The organism is Pyxidicoccus sp. M6, assembly GCF_055568925.1.
This window is the reverse complement of the sequence record NZ_CM145714.1, coordinates 3,813,279-3,835,340: the sequence shown is the minus strand read 5'-3', so window position 1 is coordinate 3,835,340 and position 22,062 is coordinate 3,813,279. Positions and strand designations below refer to the sequence as shown.

The 22,062-nt window shown below is 71.9% G+C and carries 1 protein-coding gene; it reads left to right on the top strand.

Going from position 1 to position 22,062, the window contains the following annotated elements; translation table 11 throughout:
- Positions 1-146 precede the first annotated feature (146 nt).
- Complete coding sequence (locus tag ACVTJA_RS15390) at positions 147-22,046, top strand: non-ribosomal peptide synthase/polyketide synthase (protein ID WP_465837125.1); 21,900 nt, start codon at positions 147-149, stop codon at positions 22,044-22,046.
- The last annotated feature ends 16 nt before the right edge of the window (positions 22,047-22,062 follow it).

Sequence of the window (22,062 nt, the reverse complement as noted above, 5' to 3'; positions counted from 1 at the left end):
CTGGAATCCCTGCGTGGGAGTGACGTTGTAGATGAGTTGAACCGTACGTCATTTGGCCGATGGCCCGCCGGGCGGGGTATTTCCCGGCCCGTCCTCGCGATAACTTTCCGGATTGCGCACGACTTCTGGATTTGGAGTTCCCCGTAATGGCGCTCACCCCTGAGCAGAAGCGCGCACGGCTCGCCGAGCTGCTGCGCGACAAGGCCCGTCAGTCCCGTCGTGCCCCCGCCTCCTTCGCCCAGGAGCGGATGTGGATCCAGGAGCGGCTCGAGCCAGGAAGTGCCGCCCTCAGCGTCCCGAGCGCCGTGCGGCTGTCGGGCGTGCTGGACGTGGAGGCCCTGCGCCAGGCGCTCCAGGAGCTGGTGGACCGCCATGAGGCGCTGCGCACCACCTTCGTCGAGCAGAACGGGCGGGTGCTCCAGCACATCTCGGCCGCGCAGGACGTCGCGCTGCCGGTGGTGGACGTCGTCGACACGGGCGAGGCGGAGGCGTGGCGCCGGCTGCGGGCGGACGCGAGGCAGCCCTTCAACCTGGAGCAGGGCCCGCTGCTGCGCGCCGTGCTGTACCGCTGGGCGCCGCGCGAGCACCTGCTGCTGCTCAACCTGCACCACATCGTCTCCGACGGTTGGACCATGGGCGTGCTGGTGCGCGAGCTGGGCGCGCTCTACCCCGCCCTCGCGTCGGGCCAGCCCGCGTCGCTGCCGCCGCTGCCGCTGCAGTACGCGGACTTCGCCTCGTGGCAGCGCGACTGGCTCCAGGGCGAGACGCTGGACACGCAGCTCGGCTACTGGCGCCGGGAGCTGGATGCGAACGCGGTGCTGGAGCTGCCCACGGACCGGCCCCGCACCACGGGCACCAGCGCGCGGGGCGCGCGGCAGACGCGGATGCTGCCGCCCGAGCTGCTCGAGTCCCTCCGGGTACTGGCCCTGCGCGAGGGGCGTACCCTCTTCACGCTGCTCCTGTCCGCGTGGCAGGTGCTCCTGTCGCGCTACAGCGGTCAGGAGGACGTGGTGGTGGGCTCGCCCGTGGCGGGCCGCGGCCGCGCGGAGCTGGAGGGGCTCGTCGGCCTCTTCGTCAACACGGTGGCGCTGCGCACGGACCTGTCCGGCGACCCCTCGTTCCTGGAGCTGCTGCGGCGAGTGCACGAGAAGGTGCTGGGCGCCTTCAGCCACCAGGACCTTCCGTTCGAGAAGGTGGTGGAGGCGCTGAAGCCGGAGCGGCAGGTTGGCGTCACGCCGCTGTACCAGGTGATGTTCTCGCTGCAGAACGCGCCCCTGCCGCCGCTGGAAGCTCCCGGGCTGCGCATGGAGGCCCAGCCCATGGACAGCGGCGCGGCCCAGACGGACCTCCTGCTGCTGACCACCGAGCTGCCCCAGGGCCTGCGCACCGCCGTCGTGTACCGCACGGACCTGTTCGACGACGCGACGGTGACGCGGCTGCTCACGCACTTCGAGCGGCTGCTGGAGGGCATCGTCGCGCATCCGGAGCACCGCCTGTCCGCGCTGCCCTTCCTCTCCAGCGTCGAGCGCCAGCAGGTGCTGGTGGACTGGAACGCCACCGCCGCCGAGTACCCGCGCGCGTCCACGCTGCCGGAGGTCTTCGCGGCCGTGGTGGCGCGCTTCCCCGACAAGGTCGCCGTCGAGTCCGGCGACGCGAAGCTCACCTACCGACAGCTCGATGAGCGCGCCAACCCGCTCGCGCACCACCTGCGCGAGCTGGGCGTGTCCACCGACTCGCGCGTGGCCATCGCCGTGGAGCGCTCCGTGGAGCTGGTGGTGGCGCTGGTCGCCATCCTCAAGGCCGGCGGCGCCTACGTGCCGCTGGACCCTGCGTATCCGCGCGAGCGCCTCGCGGCCATGGTGGAAGACGCGCGCCCGAGCGTACTCCTCACCTCGTGGGAGCTGCTGACGAAGCTGCCCACCACGGGCATGAGCACCCTGTTGCTGGAGGATGTGGATTACTCCGCGCGGCCCTCCACCGCGCCCCCTCCGGCCGCGCTGCCGGAGAGCCTCGCGTACATCGACTTCACCTCCGGCTCCACGGGCCGGCCCAAGGGCGTGGGCACTCCGCACGCGGCCGTGCTGCGCACCCTGTTCGGCGTGGACTATGCGCGCTTCGGGCCGGAGGAGACGTTCCTCCTCCTCGCGCCCGTCTCGTTCGACGCCTCCACGCTGGAGCTGTGGGGCGCGCTGCTGCACGGCTCCCGGCTGGTGGTGATGCCGCCGCAGGCGCCGTCGCTGGAGGAGCTGGGCCAGGTGCTCCAGCGCACCGGTGTGACGACGCTGTGGCTCACCTCGGGCCTCTTCACGCAGATGGTGGACGGACACCTGGAGGGCCTGCGCACGGTGAAGCAGTTGCTCACCGGCGGCGACATCGTCTCCGCTCCGCATGCGCGCCGCGTGCTGGAGGAGCTGCGCATCCCCGTCACCAACGCCTACGGCCCCACCGAGAGCACCGTCTTCGCCACCACCTTCCGCATGACGGACGCGGCCCAGGCGAGCGCGGTGCTGCCCATCGGCAGGCCGTTGGCCAACACGCGCGTCTACGTGCTGGACGCGCACGGCCAGCCCGTGCCCGTGGGTGTCCCGGGTGAGTTGTTCATCGGCGGCGACGGCCTGGCGCGCGGCTACGTGGAGCAGCCCGCGCTCACCGCCGAGCGCTTCGTGCCGGACGCCTTCAGCGGCATCCCCGGCGCGCGCCTCTACCGCACGGGAGACCGCGTCCGCTGGAGCGCCGACGGCCGGCTCGAGTTCCTCGGCCGCCTGGACGCGCAGGTGAAGCTGCGCGGCTTCCGCATCGAGCTGCCCGAAATCGAGGCGGCGCTCGCCAGCCACCCCGACGTGCGCGAGGCCGTGGCGCTGGTGCGCGAGGACGTGCCCGGCGACAAGCGCCTCGTCGGCTACGTCGTGGCCTCCGAGCCGCTCGACACCGCCGCCCTGCGCGCGCACCTCAAGCAGCGGCTGCCCGAGTACATGGTGCCCTCCGCGCTGGTGCGGCTGGACGCCTTCCCGCTCACGGCCAACGCCAAGGTGAACCGCAGGGCCCTGCCCTCGCCGGAGGCGGTGTCGTCCGGCCCGGACGCGGGCTACGTCGCGCCGCGCACGCCCACCGAGGAGCGGCTCGCCGCCCTCTGGATGGAGGTGCTCCGCGTGCCGCGCGTGGGCGTGCACGACGACTTCTTCGAGCTGGGAGGCCACTCGCTGCTGGCCACCCAGGTGGCCTCGCGCATCCGCTCCACCTTCGGCGTGGAGCTGTCGCTGCGCGAGCTGTTCGCCGCGCCGACGCTCGAGGAGCTCTCCGCGAGCATCGACGCGGCCCGGGGCTCCGAGACGGAGAGCCACGGCCCCGCCCTCGTCCCCGTGCCGCGCACGGGCTCGCTGCCGCTGTCCTTCGCGCAGCAGCGCCTGTGGTTCATCGACCAGTTGGAGCCCGGCGGCTCCACCTACAGCATGCCCATCTTCGTGCGGCTGGTGGGGACGCTGGAGGTGTCCGCGCTCCAGCACGGCCTCACCGAGCTGGTGCGGCGCCATGAGGCCCTGCGCACCGTCTTCCGCCAGGAGGAAGGGCAGCCCCGCCAGCTCATCCTCCCCGAGGTGGCGCTGCCGCTGAGCCTCGTGGACCTGAGCGGCCTGACGCCCGAGGCGGCCCGGCAGGCGCTGGAGCAGCAGATTCGCGAGGACACGCTGCGGCCCTTCGACCTCGGCGACGGCCCGCTCATCCGCGCGAGCCTGTGGCGGCTGGCTCCAGACGAGCACGTGCTCGAGCTGAACATGCACCACATCGTCTCGGACGGCTGGTCCATGGGCGTGCTGGTGCGCGAGGTGGCCGCGCTCTACGAGGCGCGCCGCCAGGGCCGGCCCTCGCCGCTGTCACCCCTGCCGTTGCAGTACGCGGACTTCGCGGTGTGGCAGCGCGAGTGGCTCCGGGGCACGGTGCTGGAGGAGCAGCTCTCGTGGTGGCGCAAGCAGCTCGCCGGCGCACCGCGGGCGCTGGAGCTGCCCACGGACAAGCCGCGCCCGGCGGTGCCGGCATACCGGGGCGCCCAGGTGGCCGTCCACGTCCCCGCGGACGTCGCCAGCCGCATCAAGGCCCTGTGCCAGCAGGAGGGCGCCACGCCCTTCATGGCGCTCCTGGCCGCCTACCAGGTGCTGCTGTCGCGCTACTCGGGACAGGACGACATCGTCGTGGGCTCGCCCATCGCCGGCCGCCAGCGCGGCGAGCTGGAGGGCCTCATCGGCTTCTTCGTCAACACGCTGGTGATGCGCGCGAAGCTGTCGGAGCCCGCCTCCTTCCGCGGCCTGCTGCGCCAGGTGAAGGAGATGGCGCTGGGCGCGTACGCGCACCAGGACGTGCCCTTCGAGCGGCTGGTGGAGGAGCTGCAGCCCACGCGAGACCTGAGCCGCACGCCGCTGTTCCAGGCCCTCTTCGCCCTGCAGAACGCGCCCGCGACGTCGCCCCGCATGGAGGGGCTGACGATGCACATGTTCGAGGTGGAGCTCTCCACCGCCAAGTTCGAGCTGGAGCTCATCCTCTCCGAGGCCGCGGACGGCTACCGCGGCACCCTGCGCTACGACACCGACCTCTTCGAGGCCGCCACCATCCGGCGCATGCTGGGCAACTTCCGCGCGCTGGTGGAGGGCCTCGGCTCCCATCCCGACGCGCCGCTGCCCTCCATCTCGCTGCTCTCCAGCGCCGAGCGCCGGCAGGTGCTGGTGGACTGGAACGCAACCACCGCCGAGTACCCGCGCGACGCCACCCTGCCCGAGGTCTTCGAGCAGGTGGTGGCCCGCTTCCCCGACAAGGTCGCCGTCGAGTTCGAGGGGGCGAAGCTCACCTACCGGCAGCTCGATGCGCGCGCCAACCAGCTCGCGCACCACCTGCGCGGCCTGGGCGTCTCCACCGACTCGCGCGTGGCCACGTGTGTCGAGCGCTCGCTGGACCTGGTGGTGACGCTGGTCGCCGTCCTCAAGGCCGGTGGCGCCTATGTTCCGCTGGACCCGGCCTACCCGCGCGAGCGGCTCACCGCCATGGTGGAGGATGCACGTCCGCGCGTGCTCGTCACCACGCGGTCGCTGCTCCAGAAGCTGCCCCTGGAGGGCCTGACGCCGGTGGTGCTGGAGGACGCGCCCCTCTCCGCGCTGCCCACCACCGCGCCCACTCCGGCCGCGCTGCCGGAGAGCCTCGCGTACATCGACTTCACCTCCGGCTCCACGGGCAGGCCCAAGGGCGTCTCCATCTTCCACCGCGCGGTGCTGCGCACGGTGTTCGGCGTGGACTACGCGCACCTCGGCCCCGACGAGACGCTGCTCCAGCTCGCTCCCGTCTCCTTCGACGCCTCCACGTTCGAGGTCTGGGGCGCGCTGCTGCATGGTGCCCGCCTCGTCGTCTTCCCGCCGCACCCGCCCTCCATGGAGGAGCTGGGCCGCGTGCTGCGCGACGCGCACGTCACCACGCTGTGGCTCACCGCGGGCCTCTTCACCCAGGTGGTCGAGTCCGGCCTGGAGGCGCTGCGTCCCCTGAAGCAGGTGCTCACCGGCGGTGACGTGGTGCCCGCGACGCATGTGCGCCGCGTCCTGGAGGAGCTGCGCCTCCCCGTCACCAACGCCTACGGCCCCACCGAGAGCACCGTCTTCGCCACCAGCTTCCGGATGACGGAGCCCTCGCAGGCGAGCGGCGCCCTGCCCATCGGCGGGCCGCTGGCCAACACGTGCGCCTACGTGCTGGACACGCACGGCCAGCCCGTGCCCGTGGGCATCACCGGAGAGCTGTACATCGGCGGTGACGGCCTCGCGCGCGGCTACGTGGAGCAGCCCGCGCTTACCGCCGAGCGCTTCATCCCCGACGCCTTCTCCGGTGTTCCCGGTGCGCGCCTGTACCGCACGGGAGACCTGGTGCGCTGGCGCAAGGACGGCCTGCTCGACTTCGTGGGCCGCGCGGACGCGCAGGTGAAGGTGCGCGGGTACCGAATCGAGCTGGGTGAAGTCGAGTCCGCCCTGCTGTCCTGGCCCGGCGTGGGCGAGGCCGTGGCCATGGCGCGCGAGGACCGGCCCGGCGACAAGCGGCTGGTGGCCTACGTGGTGCCGGCGCCCGCGGACGGGGACGCGCCCCGCGCCCTGGACACCGCGGCGCTGCGTGCCTTCGTGGCGGAGCGGCTGCCGGACTACATGGTGCCGTCGGCGCTGGTGGTGCTGGACGCGCTGCCGCTGTCGCCCAACGGAAAGGTGGACCGCAAGGCGCTGCCCGCGCCGGACCTGACGGCGCTCTCCACGGAGCGCGCGTATGTCGCCCCGCGCACGCCCACCGAGGAGCTGCTCGCCAGCCTCTGGGCCCAGGTGCTGGGCGTGCCGCGCGTGAGCGCGGAGGACGACTTCTTCGCCCTGGGAGGCCACTCGCTGCTGGCCACCCAGGTGGTGTCCCGTATTCGCACCACCTTCGGCGTGACGCTGCCGCTGCGCGAGCTGTTCCGGGCGCCGGTCCTCTCCGCGCTGGCCCGGGTGGTGGACGCGGCGCGCCTGGCGAGCCAGGGCCTGGAGGTGCCCGAGCTCGTCCCCGTGCCGCGCACGGACGATGCGCTGCCGCTGTCCTTCGCGCAGCAGCGGCTGTGGTTCGTCGACCAGTTCGAGCCGGGCACGGTGACGTACAACATGCCCTTCGCGCTGCGCCTGGAGGGCGCGCCGGACGTGGCCAGCCTCCAGAAGGCCCTCTCCGAGGTGGTGCGGCGCCACGAGTCGCTGCGCACCACCTTCGCCTCACGCGACGGCGAGCCCGTGCAGCTCATCCACCCGCCCGCGCCGGTGCCGCTGCCGGTGGTGGACCTGGGCGCCCTGCCCGCGTCCGAGCGTCACGCCGAGGCCCGGCGGCTGGCCGCGGAGGAGGCCCTCAAGCCCTTCGACCTGTCCACGGGCCCGCTGCTGCGCGCGGTGCTGCTGAGCCTGGATGAGAAGGAGCACGTGCTGCTCCTGACGATGCACCACATCGTCTCGGACGGCTGGTCCATGGGCGTGCTGGTGCGCGAGCTGGGCACGCTGTACGCGGCGCAGGTCAACGGCGTGGACGCCGGCCTGCCGCCGCTGTCCGTGCAGTACGCCGACTTCGCCGTGTGGCAGAAGGGCTGGCTGCGCGGAGAGGCGCTGGAGACGCGGCTGGGCTACTGGAAGCAGCAGCTCGCCGGAGCGCCCGCGCTGCTGGAGCTGCCCACGGACAGGCCCCGTCCCTCCGTGCCGCTGCGCCGGGGCGCGCGCCGGCCCTTCGTCCTGGGTGAGTCGCTCTCCGAGTCCCTCGAGGCCATCTCCCGTCGCGAGGGCGTCACGCCCTTCATGGCGCTGCTGGCGGTGTTCCAGGTGCTGCTGGCGCGCTACTCGGGCCAGGACGACATCGTGGTGGGCTCGCCGATTGCCGGCCGCAACCACCAGGCGACGGAGGGGCTCATCGGCTTCTTCGCCAACTCGCTGGCCCTGCGCTCGCGCATCGACCCGCAGGCCTCCTTCACCGCCCTGCTGCACGCCGTGAAGGAGACCACGCTCGCGGCATACGAGCACCAGGACGTCCCCTTCGAGAAGCTGGTGGAGGAGCTCCGGCCGGAGCGCAGCCTCAGCTACGAGCCCATCTTCCAGGTGATGTTCGCCCTGCGGAACATGCCCATGGGCCGCCTGGAGCTGCCCGGGCTGCACCTGCAGTCCCTGCCCGAGGAGAACATCCACGCGCGGTTCGACCTGGACTTCTTCCTCGTCGACGGGCCCACGGGCTTCGTGGGCGCGCTCGACTACGACACGGGCCTGTTCGACGCGGAGACCGCCGCGCGGCTGCTCGAGCACTACCGCGTGCTGCTGGAGAACCTGCTGGCCCGGCCCGGCGAGCCCGTGGCCTCGGCCCCGCTGCTCACGCCCGGGGAGCGTCAGCAGTTGCTGGTGGAGTTCAACGACACGCGCACCATTCTCCAGCGCTCCGTCATCCCCCACCTCGTCTCCGCCCAGGTGGCCCGCACTCCCAACGCCACCGCCCTTGTCGTCGGCACCGAGCGCTTCACCTACTCGCAGCTCGATGAGCGCGCCAACCGCCTCGCGCATTACCTCCAGTCTCTCGGCGTCGGCCCTGAGGTGCGCGTCGCCGTCTGCATGGAGCGCACCGCGGACCTCGTGGTGTCACTGCTCGCCGTCCTCAAGGCCGGTGGCGCCTACGTCCCGCTCGACCCGGCCTATCCGCGAGGCCGCCTCGACTACACCCTCTCCGACTCCGGTGCTCAGCTCCTGCTGTCGCACCAGTCCCTGCTCACCTCGCTCCAGCTCGACACCCAGGGCCTGCGCACCGTCTGCCTTGACGCTCTGCCCTCCTCCTTCGCGCGACTGCCGGCCTCCACGCCGGAATGCCACGCCGTGCCCGACAACCTCTCGCACGTCATCTACACCTCGGGCTCCACCGGCAGGCCCAAGGGCGTCGCCATCTCCCACGCCAGCTCCACCGCCTTCCTCGACTGGTCCCTTCGCACCTTCTCGCGTGAGCAGTTCGCTGGCACCCTCGCCGCGACGTCCATCTGCTTCGACCTCTCCGTCTTCGAGCTCTTCGCGCCTCTCTCCTGCGGCGGCACCGTCCTGCTCGCCGCCAACGCGCTGGAGCTCGCTTCTCTCCCCGCCGCCTCCAAGGTGACGCTCGTCAACACGGTGCCTTCCGCCGTCGCCGAGTTGCTGCGCCTGGGCGCCATTCCCCCCTCCGTCACCACCGTCAACCTCGCGGGCGAAGCCCTGCCCGGCACCCTCGTGCGCGGCCTCTACGCCACCGGCACCGTCAAGCACGTCTTCAACCTCTACGGCCCCACCGAGGACACCACCTACTCCACCTTCACCCGCGTCCCCGACGGCCCCGGAGAGCCCACCATCGGCGTGCCCCTGCCGGAGACTTCGGGCTACATCCTCACCCCCAGCCTCCAGCTCCAGCCCGTCGGCGTCCCTGGAGAGCTCTACCTCTCCGGCGCGGGCCTCGCTCGCGGCTACCTCGGCAGGCCCGACCTCTCCGCGGAGCGCTTCGTGCCCGACCCGTTCAGCACCACTCCCGGCGCGCGCATGTACCGCACCGGAGACCTAGTCCGCTGGCGCGCTGACGGCCAGCTCGACTACCTGGGCCGCATCGACCACCAGGTGAAGGTGCGTGGCTTCCGGATTGAACTGGGCGAAATCGAGTCCGGCCTGCGCAGCCACCCCACCGTGCAGGGTGCGGTGGTGATGGCGCGTCAGGACTCGCCCGGCGGCGACAAGCGCCTCGTCGCCTACGTCGTCCCCGCTCCAGGCCAGAAGATTGAAGTCGAAACGCTGCGCCGCCACCTGCGTCAGCACGTGCCCGACTTCATGGTGCCCTCGGCCTTCGTGGCCCTGGACGCATTCCCCCTCAACCCCAACGGCAAGGTGGACCGCAAGGCACTGCCCGCGCCGGAGTCCGCGTCCTCTTCTCCCGACGCCGCCTACGTCGCTCCGCGCACGCCCACCGAGGAGCAACTGGCTGGCCTCTTCGCCCAGGTGCTGCGCGTGCAGCGCGTGGGAGCCACTGACAACTTCTTCGAGCTGGGCGGGCACTCACTGCTCGCCACCCAGCTCGTGTCTCGGGTGCGCAGTGCGTTCGACGTGGAGCTGCCCCTGCGCACGCTCTTCGAGTCCCCCACCGTGGCCAAACTCGCCGCGCGGGTCGAAGCCACCACCCACTCGCACGGCGCCCAGGCGCCGTCGCTGGTGCCGGTGGCACGGACCGGAGGCATGCCGCTGTCCTTCGCGCAGCAGCGACTGTGGTTCATCGACCAGTTGGAGCCCGGCCGCTCCACCTACAACATGCCGGCCTTCGTATGGCTGGAAGGCGCGCTGGACGTGGCCGCGCTCCAGCGCGGGCTCACGGAGCTGGTGCAGCGCCACGAGTCCCTGCGCACCGTCTTCACCCAGCGGGAGGGACAGCCGCTCCAGATCATCCTGCCGCCCACGACGCTGGCGCTGAACACGGTGGACCTGAGTGACCTCGCACCGGAGGCCGCGCGGGAAGCACTGGAGCAGCAGCTCCGCGAGGAGGCGCTGCGTCCGTTCAATCTCGCCACCGGACCGCTCATCCGCGCGGGGTTGTGGAAGCTGAGCGCCTCCGAGCACGTGCTCGCGCTCAACATGCACCACATCGTCTCCGACGGTTGGTCCATGGGCGTGCTCGTGCGGGAAGTCGCCGCGCTCTACGAGGCCTTCTCTCAAGGCAGGCCCTCGCCGCTGCCGGCGTTGCCGCTCCAGTACGCGGACTACGCCGTGTGGCAGCGCAAGTGGTTGCAGGGCGCGGTGCTCGACGGGCAGCTCACCTGGTGGCGCCAGCACCTGTCCGGCCTCTCCAACCTGGAGCTGCCCACGGACAGGCCGCGCCCGCCCGTGCAGACCTACCACGGCGCCGAGATTGCCTTTACCCTTCCGCGCTCTCTCGCGGATGCCGTGAAGGCGCTGTGCCAGCGCGAGGGCGTCACGCCCTTCATGGTGCTGCTCGCCGCCTTCCAGGTGCTCCTGTCGCGCTACTCCGGACAGGACGACATCACCGTTGGCTCGCCCATTGCCGGCCGTCAGCGCGGGGAGCTCGAAGGCCTCATCGGCTTCTTCGTCAACACCCTCGCCCTGCGCACGAGGGTGGATGGCCGTGCCTCATTCGTTGGCTTGCTGCGGCAGGTGAAGGAGACGGCGCTGGGTGCGTATGCCCACCAGGACGTCCCCTTCGAGCGGCTGGTGGAAGAGCTCCAGCCCTCGCGCGACATGAGCCGCAGCCCCCTCTTCCAGGTGCTCTTCGTCCTGCAGAACGCGCCCATGTCCGCGGCGCCCGTCTCCGGCCTGTCGCTGCGCCCGAAGGAAGTGCGGAGCGTCACCGCGAAGTTCGACCTCGAGCTCGGACTGGGAGAAACGTCCGACGGCTTCCGGGGCACTCTGCTCTACAACACGGACCTCTTCGAGCACGCCACCGCCGCGCGCATCGCGGAGCACTACCGCGTGCTGCTGGAGGGACTGCTCGCGGGCACCGAGCAGCCCGTCGAGTCCATTCCCCTCCTCACGCCCGGGGAGCGTCAGCAGTTGCTGGTGGAGTTCAACGACACGCGCACCATTCTCCAGCGCTCCGTCATTCCCCACCTCGTCGCCGCGCAGGTGACTCGCACTCCCAACGCCACCGCCCTCGTCGTCGGCACCGAGCGCTTCACCTACTCGCAGCTCGATGAGCGCGCCAACCGCCTCGCGCATTACCTCCAGTCTCTCGGCGTCGGGCCCGAGGTGCGCGTCGCTGTCTGCATGGAGCGCACCGCGGACCTCGTGGTGTCACTGCTCGCCGTCCTCAAGGCCGGCGGTGCCTACGTCCCGCTCGACCCGGCCTACCCGCGCGGCCGTCTCGACTACACGCTCTCCGACTCTGGCGCCCAGCTCCTGCTGTCGCACCAGTCCCTGCTCACCTCGCTCCAGCTCGACACCCAGGGCCTGCGCACCGTCTGCCTTGACGCTCTGCCCTCCTCCTTCGCGCGACTGCCGGCATCCACGCCGGAATGCCACGCCGTGCCCGACAACCTCTCGCACGTCATCTACACCTCGGGCTCCACCGGCAGGCCCAAGGGCGTCGCCATCTCCCACGCCAGCTCCACCGCCTTCCTCGACTGGTCCCTTCGCACCTTCTCCCGCGAGCAGTTCGCCGGCACCCTCGCCGCCACCTCCATCTGCTTCGACCTCTCCGTCTTCGAGCTCTTCGCGCCCCTCTCCTGCGGCGGCACCGTCCTGCTCGCCGCCAACGCGCTGGAGCTTGCTTCTCTGCCCGCCGCCTCCAAGGTGACGCTCGTCAACACGGTGCCTTCCGCCGTCGCCGAGTTGCTTCGCCTGGGCGCCATTCCTCCCTCCGTCACCACCGTCAACCTCGCTGGTGAAGCCCTGCCCGGTACCCTCGTGCGCGGCCTCTACGCCACCGGCACCGTCAAGCACGTCTTCAACCTCTACGGCCCCACCGAGGACACCACCTACTCCACCTTCACCCGCGTCCCCGACGGCCCCGGTGAGCCCACCATCGGCGTGCCCCTGCCCGAAACGGCCGGCTACATCCTCACCCCCAGCCTCCAGCTCCAGCCCGTCGGCGTCCCCGGTGAGCTCTACCTCTCCGGCGCCGGCCTCGCTCGCGGCTACCTCGGCAGGCCCGACCTCTCCGCGGAGCGCTTCGTGCCGGACCCCTTCAGCACCACTCCCGGCGCGCGCATGTACCGCACCGGAGACCTGGTGCGCTGGAGGGCCGACGGTCAGCTCGACTACCTGGGCCGCATCGACCACCAGGTGAAGGTGCGTGGCTTCCGGATTGAACTGGGCGAAATCGAGTCCGGCCTGCGCAGTCACCCCACCGTGCAGGGCGCGGTGGTGATGGCGCGTCAGGACTCGCCCGGTGGCGACAAGCGCCTCGTCGCCTACGTCGTCCCCGCTCCAGGTCAGAAGATTGAAGTCGAAGCGCTGCGCCGCCACCTGCGCCAGCACGTGCCCGACTTCATGGTGCCCTCGGCCTTCGTGGCCCTGGACGCATTCCCCCTCAACCCCAACGGCAAGGTCGACCGCAAGGCACTGCCCGCGCCAGAGTCCGCGTCCGCAACATCCGACGAGGCCTACGTCGCCCCGCGCACGCCCACCGAGGAGCAACTGGCCGGCCTCTTCGCCCAGGTGCTGCGCGTGCAGCGCGTGGGAGCCACCGACAACTTCTTCGCGCTGGGCGGCCACTCGCTGCTGGCCACGCAGCTCATCTCCCGCATCCGCTCCACCCTCAACGTGGAGCTGCCCCTGCGCGCGCTCTTCGACGCCCCCACCGTGGCGGCGCTCGCGGAGCGCATCCAGAGCTCCCGGAGCGAGCAGGGCCCGAAGGCGCCCGCCCTCACCGCCATGGGCCGCCACGGCGAGTGGCCGCTGTCCTTCGCCCAGCAGCGGCTGTGGCTCATCACGCAGCTCGACCCCGACAGCCCCGCCTATGCGCTCCCCGCCGTGCTGCGCATCAAGGGCGTGTTGGCGGTGGCCGCGCTGAGCCGCGCCTTCACCACCGTCGTCGAGCGCCACGAGTCGCTGCGCACCGTCTTCGCCTCGCGCGACGGCGAGCCGCAGCAGCGCATCCTCACGGCCTCGGACTTCCCGCTGCCCGTGGTGGACCTGAGCAACGTGCCCGCGGCAGAGCGTGAGGCGCGAGTCCGCAGGCTCATCTCCGAGGAGACGCTGCGCCCGTTCGACCTGTCGCGCGGACCGCTGCTGCGCGCCCATCTGTTCAAGCTGGACGCGAAGGAACACATGCTCATGGTGACGATGCACCACATCGTCTCGGACCGCTGGTCCATGGGCGTGCTGATTCGCGAGGTCGCCACGCTGTACGGCGCCTTCGCTTCCGGACTCGAGCCCAGGTTGCCCCCGCTGCCGCTGCAGTACGCGGACTACGCCCTCTGGCAGCGCAAGTGGCTCCAGGGCGAGGTGCTGGAGAAGCAGCTCGGCTACTGGCGCGAGCAGCTCTCCGGCGCGCCTCCGGTGCTGGAGCTCCCCACCGACAAGCCGCGTCCCCGGGTTCAGTCGACCCGGGGCGCGTACGTGCCGCTGCGCCTGACGAAGCCACAGTTCGACGCGCTCATCGCGCTGTGCAAGCGCGAGGGCGCCACGCCCTTCATGGCGCTGCTCGCCACGTGGCAACTGCTGCTGGCGCGCTACTCCGGGCAGGACGACATCGTGGTGGGCTCGCCGATTGCCGGCCGCAACCGCGCCGAGACGGAAGGGCTCATCGGCTTCTTCGTCAACACGCTGGTGCTGCGCACGCGAATCCGGCCTCAGGTCACCTTCCGCGAGCTGCTCGCCGAGGTGCGCGCCACCACCCTGGGTGCCTACGAGCACCAGGACATGCCCTTCGAGAAGCTGGTCGAGGAGCTGCAGCCGGAGCGCAGCCTGAGCCACTCGCCCCTGTTCCAGGTGATGTTCGGCCTGCAGAACACGCCGGACGCGCCCGTGGAGATTCCCGCGGGACCGGGAGGCGCCGGACCGCTGGAGCTGCGCGCGCTGGACCAGGAGTTCGAGTCGGCGAAGTTCGACCTGAGCCTGGACCTCGCCCAGAAGCCCGAGGAGCTGCACGGCGCGCTCGTCTACAACACGGACCTGTTCGAGCGGCCCACCGTCACGCGCATCGTGGAGCACTTCCTCGTGCTGCTCGACGGCCTGCTGGCACGGCCGGAAGAGCCCGTGGCCACGCTGCCGCTGCTCACCCCTGACGAGCGCCGCCAGTTGCTGGTGGACTTCCAGGGCCGCGCCGAGGCCTACCCGCGCGACGTCTGCCTGCACACCCTCATCGAGGCCCAGGTGCAGCGCACGCCCGACGCCGAGGCCGTGCGCTTCGAAGACCAGACCCTCACCTATGCGCAGCTCGACGCGCGCGCGGACCAGCTCGCCGCGAGGCTGCGCCAGCTCGGTGTCGGGCGCGAAGTGCTGGTGGGCGTGTGCATGGAGCGCTCGCTGGAGCTGCCCGTGGCGCTCCTCGGCATCCTCAAGGCCGGGGCGGCCTACGTGCCGCTGGACCCGGGCTACCCGCGTGAGCGCCTGGCCTTCATGCTCCAGGACACCGCCGCGTCGGTGCTGCTCACGCAGTCGCACCTGCGCGGGCTCCTGCCCGAAGGACCCTCCGTGCTGTGCCTCGACTCCGGCTGGAGCGAGGAGGCCCGTGCGCGCACGCCGGGCGTCCAGGTGCCGCTGGAGAGCGCCGCCTACGTCATCTACACGTCAGGCAGCACCGGCCAGCCCAAGGGCACGGTCATCTCCCATCGCGCCCTCGCGAATCACATGGCGTGGCTGCTCGCCACGTTCGGAATCTCCGCGGAAGACCGGGTGCTGCAGAAGACGCCGCTGAGCTTCGACGCCTCCGTCTGGGAGTGCTGGGCTCCGCTGCTGGTGGGCGCTTCGCTCGTCCTCGCTCCGCCCGAGGCCCATCGCGACCCGGCCGCGCTGCTGGAGTGCGTCTCGCGTCAGCGCATCTCCGTCCTCCAGGTGGTGCCCTCCCTGCTGCGCTTCATGCTGGAGGAGAAGGCCATGGGCAGCGCCACGTCCCTGCGCTGGCTGTACTGCGGCGGCGAGGCCCTTCCCACCGAGCTGGCCCGGAGGCTGAGCGCGGTCCTGCCGAACGTGCAGTTGGTCAACCTCTACGGCCCGACGGAAGTCACCATCGACGCCACCTTCGCCGAGGCCACGGGCGGGGAATCCGGCATCACCGTTCCCATCGGCCGTCCCGTCGCCAACACCCGGGCCTACGTGCTGGACGCGCGCATGCAGCCGGTGCCGTCGGGCGTGCCCGGCGAGCTGTACCTCGGCGGCGTGCAGCTCGCTCGCGGCTACCTGAACCGTCCGCACCTCACCGCCGAGCGCTTCGTCCCCGACCCGTTCGGCACCGAGCCCGGCGCGCGCCTCTACCGCACGGGCGACAAGGTGCGGTGGATGGCGGATGGCACGCTCGACTACCTGGGCCGCATCGACTTCCAGGTGAAGCTGCGCGGCCAGCGCATCGAGCTGGGCGAAATCGAGGCCGCCCTCGCACGGCTGCCAGGCGTGCGTGATGCGGTGGTCCTCGTGCGCGAGGACGTGCCGGGCCAGCAACGGCTGGTCGCCTACGTCGTGCCGGGAGCCACGGCTCCGACGCTCGACATGGCGAACCTGCGCGATGAGCTCGCGAGAGTGCTCCCCGAGTACATGCGGCCCTCGGACTTCGTCGTGCTGGAGGCCCTGCCGCTCAACCCCAGCGGCAAGGTGGACCGCAAGGCCCTGCCCGCGCCGGACGCTCGCGCCGGGGTGACGGCGCCCTGGGTCGCGCCGCGCACGCCGTCAGAGCAGCTCATCGCGGGGTTCATGAGCCAGCTCCTGCGCGTCGAGCGCGTGGGCGCGGACGACAGCTTCTTCGCGCTCGGGGGACATTCCCTGCTCGCCACGCAACTCGCCTCGCGCCTCCGCACCGCCTTCTCCGTCAACCTGCCCCTGCGAGTCCTCTTCGAGACGCCCACGCCGGCGGGACTGGCCCGGCACATCGAGGACCTCCAGCAGGCGAGGAACCCCGAGATTCCGCCCATCGTCCCGGTGCCGCGCACGGGCCCGCTGCCGCTGTCGTTCGCACAGCAGCGGCTGTGGTTCATCGACCAGTTGGAGCCCGGCAGCGCCACCTACAACATGCCGGCCTTCGTGCGGCTGGAGGGCACGCTGGACGTGGCCGCGCTCCAGCGGGTGCTCACGGAGCTGGTGCAGCGTCATGAAGCGCTGCGCACCCTCTTCATCCAGCAGGAGGGCCAGCCGCTCCAGTTCATCCTCCCCTACGCCGAGCTGCCGCTCACGACGGTGGACCTGAGCAGCCTGACGCCCGAGGCCGCCCGCGAGGCGCTGGAGCAACAGCTCCGCGAGCACGCCCTGCGTCCGTTCAATCTCGCCACCGGACCGCTCATCCGCGCGGGGCTGTGGAAGCTCGGACCCGACGAGCATGTGCTCGCGCTCAACCTGCACCACATCGTCTCCGACGGCTGGTCCAACGGCGTGCTGGTGCGCGAGGTGGCCGCGCTCTACGAGGCCTTCCTGCAGGGACGTCCGTCGCCGCTGCCGCCGCTGCCGCTCCAGTACGCGGACTACGCCGTGTGGCAGCGCCAGTGGATGCAGGGGGCCGTGCTGAAGCAGAACCTCGCGTGGTGGCGCCGGCGGCTCGAGGGCGCGCCGCGCGCGCTGGAGCTGCCCACGGACAAGCCGCGCCCGGCGGGGCAGACCTTCCGCGGAGCGCAGGTGCCCGTCCTCATCCCGGCGGACCTCGCCGGCCGGCTCAAGGCGCTGTGCCAGCAAGAGGGCGTCACGCCCTTCATGGCGCTGCTGGCCGCCTTCCAGGTGCTCCTGTCGCGCTACTCCGGACAGGACGACATCACCGTCGGCTCGCCCATCGCCGGCCGCCAGCGAGGTGAGCTGGAAGGCCTCATCGGCTTCTTCGTCAACACCCTGGCCCTGCGCACGAGGGTGGACGGCAGTGCCTCATTCGTGGGCTTGCTGCGGCAGGTGAAGGAGATGTCCCTGGGCGCCTTCGAGCACCAGGACGTCCCCTTCGAGCGGCTGGTGGAGGAGCTCCAGCCCTCGCGCGACATGAGCCGCGGCCCGCTCTTCCAGGTGCTCTTCGTCCTGCAGAACGCGCCCACGTCCACGGCGCGCGTCTCGGGCCTGTCGATGCGCCCCCATGACGTGGACAGCGCCACGGCGAAGTTCGAGCTCGAGCTCGCACTGGCGGAAACGCCCGAGGGCTTCCGGGGCACGCTGCTCTTCAACTCGGACCTCTTCGAGGAGAGCACCGCCTCCGGCATGGTGGCGCACCTGCGCACCCTGCTGGGCGCGGCGGTGGACCATCCGGAGCGGCCCATCTCGTCGCTGCCGCTGATGGACGAGGCGGAGCAGCACCGGGTGCTGGTGGAGTGGAACACCACCGCCGCGGACTTCCCGTCCCAGGCCAGCGTCCACCACCTTTTCTCCGCCCAGGCCTCGCGCACCCCGGACGCGCTCGCGGTGGTCTCCGACGTGGGCTCGCTCACGTACGCGGAGCTCGACGCGCGCTCCGGCCTGCTGGCCGCGCACCTGCGCCAGCTCGGCGTGCGCGCGGACACCCTCGTGGCCCTATGCATGGAGCGCTCGCTGGACCTGCCGGTGGCGGTGCTCGGCGTGCTCAAGGCCGGCGGCGCCTACGTGCCGCTGGACCCGGCCTACCCGCGCGAGCGCCTGGCCTTCATGCTCCAGGACTCCGCCGCCCCGGTGCTGCTCACCCAGCAGCACCTGCGCGGCCTGCTGCCCGAGGGACCCGCCGTGGTGTGCGTCGACGTGGAGCGGGACGCCCTCGCGCGCACCGACGCCCCCGTGGCGAGCGTCGCGGTGCCGCCGGAGAGCGCCGCCTACGTCATCTACACGTCGGGCAGCACCGGTCAGCCCAAGGGCACCGTCATCTCCCACCGCTCGCTCGCCAACCACGCCGGGTGGATGCGCACCGCGTTCGGCATGGGCCCGGGAGAGCGCACCCTCCAGCTCACCTCGCTGAGCTTCGACACCTCCGTCGCGGAGCTCTTCTCCGCCCTCCTCACCGGAAGCACGCTCGTGCTGGCGCCGCCGGACGCGCAGCGGGATTCGCGCGTCCTGCTCGACTGCCTCGTGCGCCACGGCATCACCGTGCTCCAGTTGGTGCCCTCGCTCCTGCGCGTGCTGCTGGACGAGCCCGGCCTGTCCGCCGCCACCGGGCTGCGCTGCCTCATCCCCGGAGGCGAGGCGCTTCCGCTGGACCTGCCGCCCCGCGTGCGCGAGGCCCTGCCCCGCGTCCGCCTGACGAACAGCTACGGCCCCACCGAGACCACCATCGACGCCACCGTGTGGAGCGTGGAGGGCGACGTGTCCGGTGCGGTGGTGCCCATCGGCCGGCCCATCGCGAACACGCGGACCTACGTGCTGGATGAGCACCTGCGGCCCGTTCCCCCGGGCGTGCCCGGTGAGCTGTACGTGGGCGGCGAGGGCCTCGCGCGAGGCTACCTGAACCGCCCGCACCTCACCGCCGAGCGCTTCGTGCCCGACCCGTTCAGCACCGAGCCCGGCGCACGCCTGTACCGCACCGGCGACAAGGCGCGGTGGAAGGCGGACGGCACGCTCGACTACCTGGGCCGCATCGACTTCCAGGTAAAGCTGCGCGGCCAGCGCATCGAGCCAGGCGAAATCGAGTCCGCCCTCCAGCAGCAGCCCGGCGTGCGCGAAGCCGCCGTGCTGGTGCGCGAGGACATGCCCGGCCACCAGCGCCTCGTCGGCTACGTCGTCCCCGCCACCGCGGGCCAGGCACTGGACGTGGGCGCCCTGCGCGCCGCCCTCCAGCAGCGGCTCCCCGCGTACATGGTGCCCTCCGCCCTCATCGTGCTGGAGGCCCTGCCCCTCACGCCGAACGGCAAGCTGGACCGCAAGGCCCTGCCCATCCCGGAGTCGGGCACCCCTTCCGAGGGCTACGTGGCGCCGCGCACGCCCACCGAGGAGACGCTGGCGGACCTCATGGCCGCGCTGCTCAAGGTGAAGCGCGTGGGCGTGGACGACAGCTTCTTCTCCCTGGGCGGCCACTCGCTGCTGGCCACGCAGCTCGTCTCGCGCATCCGCGCCGCCTTCCACGTCGAGCTGCCGCTGCGTGCCGTGTTCGAGGCCCCCACCCTCGCCGCGCTCGCGCAGCGGATTGCCTCGCTCCAGAAGGCCAGCACGGCGATGCATGAAGCTCCGCCCCTGCGGCCCGCGCCGCGCACCCGGGCCCTGCCGCTCTCCTTCGCGCAGCAGCGCCTGTGGTTCATCGACCAACTGGAGCCCGGCAGCGCCACCTACAACCTGCCCACCGCCGTCCGGCTCTCCGGCACGCTCGACGTACCCGCCCTGGAGCGCGCGCTCCACTCACTCATCGAGCGCCACGAGTCGCTGCGCACCACCTTCGCCGTCCAGGACGGCGAGCCCGTGCAGCGCATCCACCCCGCCCCGGCGGCGAAGCTGCCGGTGGTGGACCTGAGCGCCCTGCCCGTCCAGGCCCGTGAAGCCGGCGCCCGGCGGCTGGCCGCCTCCGAGGCCGCGGCGCCGTTCGACCTCGTGCAGGGGCCGCTCTTCCGCGTCACCCTGGCGCGGCTGACGCCCGTCGAGCACGTGCTGCTGATGACGATGCACCACATCGTCTCCGACGGCTGGTCCATGGGCGTGCTCATCCGCGAGCTGGCCGCGCTGTACCAGGCCCACGCCACCGGCGAGACGCCCCGCCTGCCGCCGCTGCCCGTCCAGTACGCCGACTACACGGTGTGGCAGCGCGACTGGCTGCGCGGAGAGGTGCTCGATGCGTGGCTCGACTATTGGAAGCAGCAGCTCGGCGGGGCGCCGCATGCCCTGGAGCTGCCCACGGACAAGCCGCGTCCCGAGGTGCAGACGTCCCACGGCGCGGCGCACGCCTTCACCCTGACTCCCGAGCTGTCCAGGCAGCTCGAGGCGCTCGGCCAGGGGCACCAGGCCACCCTCTTCATGGTGCTGCTCGCCGCGTGGCAGACGCTGCTCGCGCGGTACTCGGGGCAGGACGACATCGTCGTCGGCTCGCCCATCGCCGGCCGCAATCGCTCGGAGACGGAAGGCCTCATCGGCTTCTTCGTCAACACGCTCGCCCTGCGCTCGCAGCTCTCCCGCGAGGACACCTTCGTGTCCCTGCTGGAGCGCGTGCGTGAGACGATGCTGGGCGCGTATGCCCACCAGGAGGTGCCCTTCGAGAAGCTGGTGGAGGTGCTCCAGCCCGAGCGGGACTTGAGCCGCCCGCCGCTGTTCCAGGTGATGTTCGTCCTGCAGAACCTGCCGGAGTCGGAGCTGCGTCTTCCCGGCCTGAAGCTCTCCACGGTGGAGGCCGGCAACCCCGCCGCCAAGTTCGAGCTGACGCTGGTGATGACGTCCACCGCCACGGGGCTGGCCGGCGCGCTGGAGTACAACACCGACCTGTTCAACGCCTCCACCGCGGCGCGCCTCGTCGAGCACTTCCGCGCGCTGCTGGGTGCCATCGCCGCCAACCCGAACCAGCGCCTCGCCACGCTGCCGCTGATGAGCGCGACGGAGCGGACGAAGCTGCTGCGGGAGTGGAGCACCACCGCGGGAGTCACCCTCCCCCTCGGCGGCACGCGGGCGTACGTGCTCGACGCGCAGGGCCAGCCGGTGCCCGTGGGCGCCGTCGGAGAGCTCTACGTGGGCGGGGAGGAGCTGGCCCGTGGTGAGCGCGGCCAGCCCGAGCCCACCGCGGAGCACTTCGTGCCCGACACCTTCAGCGAAGTCCCCGGTGCGCGCCTCTACCGCACGGGGGAGCTCGCGCGCTGGAGGGAGGACGGCACGCTCGACGTCATCGGCCGCGCCGACGCGCGGGTGAAGCCGCGCAAGGCCCTGTCCGCGCCAAGCGCGTCCTCCACTCCCGAGGGCGAGTACGTCGCTCCGCGCACGCCCACCGAGGAACGGCTCGCGGCCCTCTGGGCCGAGGTGCTCGGCGTGCCGCGCGTGGGCGCCACCGACAACTTCTTCGGCCTCGGTGGCCACTCGCTCCTGGCGGCGCGCATGGTGTCCCGCCTCCAGGAGGCGACGCGGACGCGCCTGCCGCTGGCCATCGTCTTCCAGCACTCCACCGTCGCGGCGCTGGCCCACTACCTGGACACGCGCGGACAGGAGTCGACGCCCGCCGCCGCCTCCAACCTGGTGCGCCTGAAGCAGGGCCAGGAGGGACGCCGGCCGTTGTTCCTCGTCCATGGCGGTGGCGGCGGTGTGAATGCCTTCGCCGACCTGGCCCGGTTCCTCCCCGCGGACCGGTCCGTGTACGCCTTCCGGGCGCCCGGACTGGACGGCGGCGAGCTGCCTCCCGCGTCCGTGGAGGCCCTGGCCCGGCACTACCTCCCGCAGCTGCGCGCGGTACAGCCGCACGGCCCGTACCTGCTGGGTGGGTGGTCCTTCGGCGGGCTCGTCGCCCATGCGCTGGCGCACCAGCTCCAGGCGGAGGGTGAAGCGGTGGAGCTGCTGGTGATGCTCGACACGCCCGCGCCCGAAGCCCGTCCCACGCCAGAGCCGGAGCTCATCCAGCAGCTCGCCACCTTCGGCGAGCTCCACGGCCTGCCGTGGCGCGCGTTGAAGGTGGACGTGGAGAAGCTGCGGCAGCTCCAGGGCCGCGAGCGCCTGGCCTGGTTGCTGGAGCAGCTGCGTCACCTGCCCGGCGGCGTGCCCGACCTGGACGTGGACGAGACCGAGCGCCTCTTCCTCGTCTTCGAGCGGCTCTTCTCGGCCCAGTGGAACTACGTCCCGGCTCGCTACGACGGCCCGGCCGTGCTCCTCCGAGCCGCCGAGGCCACCACACCGGCAGTGGACCTGGGATGGACTGCGTGGCTCACCCAGGCGCCGCGGGTGCTCGAGGTGCCCGGCAACCACTTCACGATGCTCCAGCTGCCGCACCTCGGCGCCGTGGCGGAGCTGCTCACGGAGCTGCTGAGGGCACTGGAGCGGGAGAACGACTGATCGCCCACCTGGGCGC